The following is an 8661-nucleotide window of genomic DNA, read 5'->3' as shown; positions in this document are numbered from 1 at the left end:
TCAGAATGCCAATGATCTGTTCTTCGCTGAACCTGCTGCGCTTCATCGTCCGTCTCCTCTGTCGAGGAACAGACTAACCTCAGAGTGGGGAGGTTCCAGGGGAGCAGGTCAGGGCCAATTTGCAGAATCGCTCACAGTCGCGCTCTTATCGCTTTCTGAGTCGATGGAAGATCAAGGCGCTCTTTCGCGTTGTAGAAATTTTCGAGTTCATGCGGAAGCGGTTGGCGGGCGTCGAATGCCGTAACGCCCAACTCGCTGTTCTCAAAAAAAGAGCGCCGCAGATTCAGCGCTCTTCTCAACCTGAATGATTTCCGACCTTAGCCAGACGGTTTAAGCTCGATTGGCGGCGTTCATCCGCCGTTTCCGGCCAGCGAACCATCCGCCAAGGAGAGCAGTACCAAAAAGCCAAACTGCGCCGGGGACCGGATTGACGAGAACATCGTCATCTTCGCGAAAATATTCCACCAGCACGCGATCAAGATTGAACTGCTGGCCGCCTCCAAGAAAGAAGATGCCCAGCTGTTGTCCGACGACATGGTTGAGGAAGGTCTTATCGAGCGTGTAGGATTGCAGGCCCCATGCCCCTTCGCCGGGATCAGATAAAGCGAGGGATCCGATCACATTGCTCGGATCTCCCGCAAAGAATCCCATGACGCCCCCGAACGACAAGTTCATTCGGTGCCCAATCAGGGCGGAAAGCGCGTAGCTGGTATCTGCCTCGATGCTGACGCCAAGGAACTGAAATAAGCTCGCGCCTGAAGTCACGAAACCGACTCGTTCGCCCATTTCTGCTGGCGTCGCCGAATAAATGCCCGCTAAAAGGTGATCGTGGGGGTCCCATGTACCGGCCAGCCCATCATGGCCCAATTGGAAGCGCCCTCGGACCATACGCCGAGAGGGGCTGCGACCGTAAGCTCGTATGGATCTTCAAAGTCGCTATTAGCTACTGGGATGGTTGCAGCAGAAGCGCTGAAAACGAGCCCTGTCATCATGACGCCGGTCGCCAATAGTGAGGCGACCGATTTGGAAAACAATCCCCCAACGCGCAACATACCAAGGTCCTTTCCACGGCTAAGCACGCAACCACTAGTTAAGATTAAATCAGGGTCACCTCGGTCATGCAAGATTTAACTGATTGATTAACCATGATTTGCGCCAATTTCGATGCTTGACCTTGGGCGCCGGCGCATGGTTTGCTCGCGCCAAGATAGGCCCTCTCGCCGCACAAACAACTTCGGGGCGTCGTCCCGTAAAAGCTGACGGTCGGGTCTAGCTTACTCGTGAAGCGTCTTCGGCGGCCGCTATCCCCCCTTTTTCGCCTTTTTGATCGCCTCGCGCAGGGCGTCTTCGCGCAGGCCGGGAATGACCTCCACGTAAGAGCCGTCGAGGGCGGCGACGATGAAGGTCGGCGTGCCGTCGACGAGCATGTCGCGGGCGATGCGGTCGGTCTCGGCGAGCGCCTGGTCGAGGGCCGGGTCTTTCAGCGCCGTCTCGAGCGCGGTCATGTCGACGCCCGCCTCGCGGGCGATGGCGTCGACGCGCTCGCGGGTAAGCACGCCGGAAGCCGCCATGAAGGCGAAGTGCAGGTCCTCGAACTTGCCCTGCGCGCGCGCGGCGAGGGCGACGCGGGCGGCGTATTCGGACTCCTCGCGCAGGATCGGCAGGTCGCGGAAGACGACCTTCACCGCCGGATCGTTCCGCGTCAGCTCGCGCACCATGCCGGCGGCGCGCTTGCAGAAGGAGCAGTGATAGTCGAACAGCTCGATCACCGCGACCTTGGCCTTCTCCGGCGCTGCGCCGGCGGCGTATCCGTGGCGCTCGTTGAGAAGGGCGGCGAGGTTGGCTTTCGCCGCTTCCTCGGCCCTGGCTTCCGCGTCGGCGCGCTGGCGCTCGGAATAGGCGTTGAGCGAGTCGATGAGAACTTCCGGGTTCTCCAGGAGATAGGCGCGCACGATGGCGCGGATTTCGGCTTCTTCCGCCTCGCTGAAGACGTCGCCCCGCGGGCCCTCGGCGGCGCTGCGATCGGGCTGCGCGTTGCTGAAGGCCGCGATCGTCGCGCCGAGTCCGACGGCGCCGAGAAGCGCCGCGCCGACGGCGATTTTCACGTTGAGGGAGACTCGTTGCCGCATGATGAAACGTTCCTGCCGTTAGGGAGATGATGTCGGTTCGAAATGAGCCACGCGCGCGCCGCTCAGCCCTGCGGGTCCGGCACTTCGCCCTGCGGGCGGGGCGGCGTTCGCTCCGGGTGCGGCGCGTCGTCGGTTTCCGCATCCAGCCCGCGCGCGCCGTCTTCGTCCTGGGTGGCGAGAATGATGTCGGTGGCCTGACGCCATTCCGGCGTGCCTTTTTCAAGGCCGGCGCGCGCCCGGCGGGCGAACTGGTTGGCTTCGGCCTTAGCGCCCAGGTGATAGCGGGACTCGGCGGTCGCCAGATAGGCGAGGCTCTCCTGCCCGAGCCCGCCATAGGCGCGGGCGAGCTCGAACCAGGCGAAGGCGTTGTCGCGCTCGAGCGCAAGGGCGGCTTTCAGCTCGTCGATCGCCTCCGGATAGCGCGCCGGATCTTCCGTCGCGATCAGCGCGCGGGCGAGATTGATGCGCAAAAGCGGTTCGGCTGGCGCAAGCTCGACCGAGCGCGCATGGGGCGCAATCGATTCGGTCACGCGCCCGAACTCGAACAGCATCTGGCCCTTGAGCTCGTGAAAATACGGATTGTCGGGGCGCTTTTCGATCAGATGGTCGATCTCTTTGAGCGCCTTGTCGATCTCGGAGCCGCGATAGTATGCGACCGCGCGGGCGTAACGCGCCGGATCCGACTGGTCCGAAAGCGGATACTGCCGCAGCGTGACGTTCGTCTCCTGCAGGAAGCCGTTGATCTTCGCCTGGATCATTTTCAGGCGCTCGATCTCCTCCGGGCTGTCCTCGACATGATAATAGGGCGAGGCTTCGGCCCGTTCGATGAGCGCCGTCATCCGCTCATTGGCGAGAGGGTGCGACTGAAGATATGGATTGATCCGGCGGCTGGTCAGAACCTGGTAGTTTCTCAGCTTGCTGAAGAAATCGATCAGGCCTTTGCTCGACCGGCCGATGCGGTCGAGATAGGTGATGGCCGCCTGGTCGGAGGCCGCTTCCTGGCCGCGGCTGTAGCGCAGCGCGGTCTTGATTCCGATGTTCTGTCCCAGGCCCAAAATCCCGATGCCCGCCTCCGGCGCGCCGGCGGCGATGGCGCCGGCGGCCAGCACGAGGCTCAAAAGCATCGGCCGCGACGCCGCGGCGAGGGCCTCGTCGGAGCGGGCGGTGTGGCCGCCGGCGATATGGGCGGCTTCGTGGGCGATGACCCCTTCGATCTGATTGGGCGTGTCGGCGGTCGTGAACAGGCCCGTATGAATGCCCATGTTCAGCCCGCCGGCGAAGGCGTTGGGCGTAGGATCGCCGATCAGGTAGATGTTGATGCTCTCCGCCGGCAGGCCGGCCGCGCGGAAGATCGGAAAGGCGTGATCCTTGATCCAGTTCTCGATCTCGGCGTCGCGCAAGAGGGTTTGCGCCTGCGCCTGACCGAGGACGAGCCCCAGGGCGGCGAAGGCGGCGAGAATTTTCCTGACAGCCTGAAACATCGATGTAGTCCGCGTCGGCCGCGTCTGAAGGATACCGGTCCGGCGCCCCCTAGCAACAGGCGGCGCCGGAATTGTGACCGCGGCCGCGCGCGCGTCGGCGGGCGTCAGCCGCCCAGCGCCCGCTGCCACCAGCCCTTGCGCGTCGACTTCCGGCGCGGCGCGGCGGGCTCGTTCGACTGAACGGCAGGGCTCGGCGCCGGTCCGGTTTCGGCGGCGGGCTTCTCCGTCGCCTTTTCGTCGACGCCGTTATCATGGGCGGCGGGCGGCGACTCGCCAGCGGGCGCCGTTTCGCCAGCCTCGTCGGCGTGCTCCTCGGCGACAGGCGTCGTCGGCTCCGGCTGCGCCTTGGCGCTCGCCCCGTTTTCAATTTCCGCCGTCGGTTCGTCAGCGGGCGCAGGCGATGCAGACGCCTCGGCCGCGGCGTCGCTGTCGCGCGCCGGCTCGTCGCCCGCCGGCGCGGCGACCTCCGCGACGGAAGCGCTGTCCGCCGCGCCGGATTGCGCGGCCTCGTCCTCCTGGCGACGGCGATTGCGCCGGCCGCCCCGGCGACCGCGCCGGCGCCGGCGGCGTTGGGCGTCTTCTTCGCTTTCGCCGGCCACAGCCGCTTCATCGGCTTCGCGGGGCTCGCCGTTTTCATCGCCAGCCTCCTCCGCGCGCCGGTCTTCTTCGGCCGGCGCCGCGGTTTCGGGCGCGCTCGCGCCGTCATCGCGCTTACGACGCCGACGCCGGCGCCGCCGGCGTCCGCCTCCCAAGGCTGCTTCCTGATCGCCGGCGACTTCGCGCGCCTCGCCGGCTTCGGATTCGTCTTCCGCGTCCGCCGGCGGCTGGGCGTGATCCGCCGGCGCGAGGGCGACTGGCTCGGGCAGATCGCGCGCCGCGCCGCGTCTTTCAAGTTCGTACTGATCGCCTGCTTTCGAGGAGTCGGCGACGATCTCGATCTTCAGCGCGTAGTCGTCCTCGATGCGCTTCAGCCAGTCGCGCTTGTGGTTGAGGATGTAAAGCGCCACCTCCAGCGAGGCGCGCACCGACATGATCGCGGCGCGCTCGGCGATCGCTGCGCTTTCGATGGCCCGCAGGATGCGCAACGCGGCGGTCTCGTGCGAACGCACGACCCCGGCCCCGTTGCAGGTGGGGCACGCGTGAGTCGTGCCGTCGACGATGCCCGAACGGCGGCGCTGGCGCGACATCTCCAGAAGACCGAAATTAGAGATGCGGCCGATCTGAATGCGCGCGCGGTCGGCCTTGAGCGCCTCCTTGAGACGCTTCTCGACCGCGCGGTTGTTCTTGTTCTCCTCCATGTCGATGAAGTCGATGACGATCAGCCCGGCGAGGTCGCGCAGCCGGCACTGGCGGGCCGCTTCTTTCGCGGCTTCGAGATTCGTCTTGAGCGCCGTCTGCTCGATATTGCGCTCGCGCGTGGCCTTGCCCGAGTTGACGTCGATGGCGACCAGCGCCTCGGTCTGATGGATGACGAGATAGCCGCCCGATTTCAGCCGCACCGTAGGCTGATAGATCGCGTCAAGCTGGCTCTCGACGTCGTATTTGAGAAAGAGCGGCGTCTTCTCCCTGTAGGGCTGCACGTTCTTGGCATGCGAAGGCATGAGCATTTTCATGAAGTCCTTCGCTTCGCGATAGCCGGCGTCGCCTTCGACCAGCACCTGGTCGATGTCCTTGTCGTAGAGATCACGGATCGCGCGCTTGATGAGGCTCGCTTCTTCGTAAATGAGGCAGGGCGCGATCGATTTCAGCGTCAGCGTGCGGATGTTCTCCCACAGCCTGATCAGATAGTCGTAGTCTCGCTTGATCTCGGCTTTCGTCCGCTTGGCGCCGGCGGTGCGGATGATGAGGCCCATGCCTTCGGGAAGGTCGAGGGTGTCAATGACGCGGCGCAGCCGCTTGCGGTCGCTGGCGAGGGGGATCTTCCGCGAAATGCCGCCGCCGCGGGCGGTGTTGGGCATGAGCACGCAATAGCGTCCCGCCAGCGACAGATAAGTCGTCAGCGCCGCGCCTTTGCCGCCGCGCTCTTCCTTGACGACCTGGACGAGCAGGATCTGCCGGCGCTTGATGACCTCCTGAATCTTGTAGTTGCGCAAAAGGCGGATGCGCTTGCGGCGCGCCTCCTTGTAGCGTTCGAGCAGTTCGGCGCGGCTCGATTTCTTCTTCCGCTTCGCGCCCGGCTCGCCGGCTTGCGACGCGTCTTCCCCGTCGGCGGCGCTTTTCTCCGCAGCGCCGTCCGTTTCCGTTTCGCCTTCGTCCGGCGCGCGCCTTTCATCGGACTCGCGAAGCCCGTCCTCGCCGGTTTCTTCCTGCGCTTTTTCTTCAGCGGCGGGATCCTCGGCTTCGTCGACTTCCGCCTGCGGCTCCGAGTCTGTCAGCGCGCGCGCAAGCGATTCGGCCTGCGGCGCTTCGAGCGCCGCAGCGAGGCGGGCGTCCGCGGATTCCGCATGATCCTCATCCGCGTCCGTCGTTTCAGCATTTTCGACGGCTTCGTCCGTGCCCGCTTCTTCGTCTGCGGCGTCTTCAAGAGAGGGAACGCTTTCTTGCGACGGCTCGCTTTCCAGATCGAAGTCGCCTTCCTCGCCGTCGCCGCCGCGCTGGTCGAGCCCGAGCTCAGCGGCGAGCGCGGCCTCTTCGGCTTCGGCCGCCTGAAGGATGCGCCGGTCGGAGATGGGGATCTGATAGTAGTCGGGGTGAATCTCGTTGAAGGCGAGGAAGCCGTGCCGGTTTCCGCCATACTCGACGAAAGCGGCCTGAAGCGACGGTTCGACCCGCGTGACGCGGGCGAGATAGATGTTCCCTCTTAACGGCCTCCGCGAGGCGTGCTCGAAATCAAAGTCTTCGACCTTGCCGTTTTCCAGAACGCAGACCCGCACCTCCTCGGGGTGGGCTGCATCGATAAGCATTTTCTTCGTCATTGAATAAGGCTCCGCGACGCGCGGACCAAGCCGCAGCGCCGTTTCGGGTTGGGCGCCGAGCCGCGACGCAGCGCGCCGGGCCGGCTCGCGAAGGAGCAGGCGGCGTCGGCGGTAGCGCGGGTCGCGTCATCGGCGTGGTTTTCTCTTCGCCGGCGGCGCCGGCAAGGTTGACGTGCCGGCGGGGCCGGCGGTTGCGGTCTGGCGCGTCCGCGCCAGCTTGCCCCCTGCGCGCGCCGGCCTTGTTCGGCCTGGCCGCGCTCGCCGGCGATAGGAGCTGCCGGCTGAACCCCAAACGCCGCCGCGGGGCGGTCGGCGTTCGGAAAATCTTCATCGCGATCCCGCCGGACGAAGCCGGCGCGGGACCGAAGGCGATCGGCGCGCCGCCCTGTCCCTCGCTGCGGCCGCCGCGAGGCGGCTTTCCGGCAGCGCGTCCGAGTTCAGGGCGGCCGGCGGGATGCGCCCGCCGGACCTCTCGCTCAGGGCGACCATGCACGAGCGTGGAAAAAAAGAAAAGCGCCCGCATGGCCGACTCAGGGTCATATGGTTAAATAGTCGCCGATTTAACGGCGCATTAACGATAGGCGAAAAAACATGGCTGGCTGGCGCGGGGCGTGCGGGCCGGCTCCTGGCGGATGATCGGGCGAAGAACGGTGATCGGGCGTATCCTTCCTGGACCACGAGCGGGGCTTGCTGCAGCGATGGCGGCCGCGGCGCTTGTTCTCGCGGGCGCGACGGCGCAGGCGGCCGAGCTGCTGGGCGTGCGCTTCGGCCCGTCCGAGGTCGCGACGCGGGTCGTGTTCGACCTCGCCGGGCCGGCGCCGTACGAGATTTCCGGCGATGATGAGGGCGAAGGCCGCATTTTCGTTCGGTTCGAGGGGCTGTCCGTGCCCCCGGCCCAGCGCGGCGCCCAGACGGGCAAGGGGCACGTGGCCGGCTACGCTTTCGCGATTGAGGGCGACGGCGCAGCGGCGACTCTCACCCTCGACCGCACCGCCCGCATCAAGGAGCATTTCGTTCTGCCGGCGAACGCGCCGGGCGAGAAGACCCGCGTCGTGCTCGACCTTGAAACCGCCGACAGGGCGGCGTTCCTGGCGAGCCTGCCGGAACGCGCCGGCGGCTATCAGGACATTGCGGACGTCATCAAGGCCGCGACGGCGGCGCCGACCGCGGCCGCCCAGGCGCCTGCGAAGCCCGTCATCGTGGTCGACGCCGGCCATGGCGGAAGCGATCCCGGCGCCGTCGGGCCGAACGGGACCCATGAGAAGACGGTCACGCTCGCCGCCGCCCTGGAACTGGCGAAGATTCTGGAAAGCCGCGGGCGTTACGAGGTGGTGCTGACCCGCGACAAGGACACGAAGATCGGGCTCGAAAAGCGGTCTGAACTGGCGCGCGAAGCGGGCGCGAGCCTGTTCATTTCCCTGCATGCGGACGCGCATGAGAACTCGAAGTTGCGCGGCGGATCCGTTTACACTCTTTCCGAGAAAGGCAGCCGGCGCTCGGCGCTTGAGGCGCGCCGCAAGGGCGATTATCACGTCTATTCGCTCGATCTGGCTGAGTTTTCGCCGGACGTAAGCTCGATCCTTTTCGCCAAGGCGCAGGCGACAACGCGCAACGCGTCTTCTGATTTTGCGGACGTTCTGGTCTCGCATCTCAGCGGCGTGACGCCTTTGCTGAACAATTCGCATCGGACGGGCGATCTTTACGTTCTCCTTGCGCCGGACGTGCCGGCGGTGCTGTTCGAGCTCGCCTTCATCTCCAACAAAGCGGACGAGGCCAATCTGGTCTCCCCCGAATGGCGCCGGCGCGCCATGACGTCCGTCGCCGACGCGATCGACGATTATTTCGCGCGCAAGTCGGTGATACGCCAAGCCGCGCGTCAGGCGAGCGGCGCTCATTGAAGCGGATCGACCTGCGGCGCGCGGCGAAACCCGCCGCGCCTCGTCGCGGCCGCAATTTTGCGTTAGAAGCAGCGCCTCGGGGCCGGGGGGACGGGCGCGCAGACCTGCGCGTCAGAGCCCTGCGGGTCGCAGAGGCGCCGATCCTGGAGTAAACAGGCAAAGCGCAGGATCGATCAGGACGCAGGCTAGGGCGTATGGCTAGCGACGAACAGCACGAACGGCCGGGCGAGGGCGCGCC

At 65.8% G+C, this 8661-nt stretch carries 5 protein-coding genes; 1 reads left to right on the top strand and 4 read right to left on the bottom strand.

The window, feature by feature from the left end:
• Positions 1–330 precede the first annotated feature (330 nt).
• The 4 genes from CHB64_RS14820 to CHB64_RS14805 all read right to left on the bottom strand — a co-directional run bounded on the left by CHB64_RS14820 (position 331) and on the right by CHB64_RS14805 (position 6525).
• A complete protein-coding gene (locus CHB64_RS14820; RefSeq protein WP_143266042.1) occupies positions 331–867 on the bottom strand; it encodes a hypothetical protein in 537 nt (178 codons plus the stop codon).
• Positions 868–1301: 434 nt separating this feature from the next.
• Positions 1302–2129, bottom strand: coding sequence for a DsbA family protein (locus tag CHB64_RS14815; protein WP_089413407.1), 828 nt, complete (start codon positions 2127–2129; stop codon positions 1302–1304).
• A gap of 62 nt (positions 2130–2191) precedes the next feature.
• Positions 2192–3610: a M48 family metalloprotease gene (locus CHB64_RS14810; RefSeq protein ID WP_089413406.1), complete on the bottom strand. Its 1419-nt coding sequence runs from the start codon at positions 3608–3610 to the stop codon at positions 2192–2194.
• Between the two features lie 104 nt (positions 3611–3714).
• Positions 3715–6525, bottom strand: coding sequence for an Rne/Rng family ribonuclease (locus tag CHB64_RS14805; RefSeq protein WP_089413405.1), 2811 nt, complete (start codon positions 6523–6525; stop codon positions 3715–3717).
• Between the two features lie 698 nt (positions 6526–7223).
• Between CHB64_RS14805 and CHB64_RS14800 the strand changes: the two genes are divergently transcribed.
• Positions 7224–8423: an N-acetylmuramoyl-L-alanine amidase family protein gene (locus CHB64_RS14800; RefSeq protein ID WP_159462526.1), complete on the top strand. Its 1200-nt coding sequence runs from the start codon at positions 7224–7226 to the stop codon at positions 8421–8423.
• The last annotated feature ends 238 nt before the right edge of the window (positions 8424–8661 follow it).

It is taken from the genome of Amphiplicatus metriothermophilus (genome assembly GCF_900199215.1).
Classification (GTDB): domain Bacteria; phylum Pseudomonadota; class Alphaproteobacteria; order Caulobacterales; family Parvularculaceae; genus Amphiplicatus; species Amphiplicatus metriothermophilus.
This window is presented reverse-complemented; position numbering and strand designations above follow the sequence as displayed.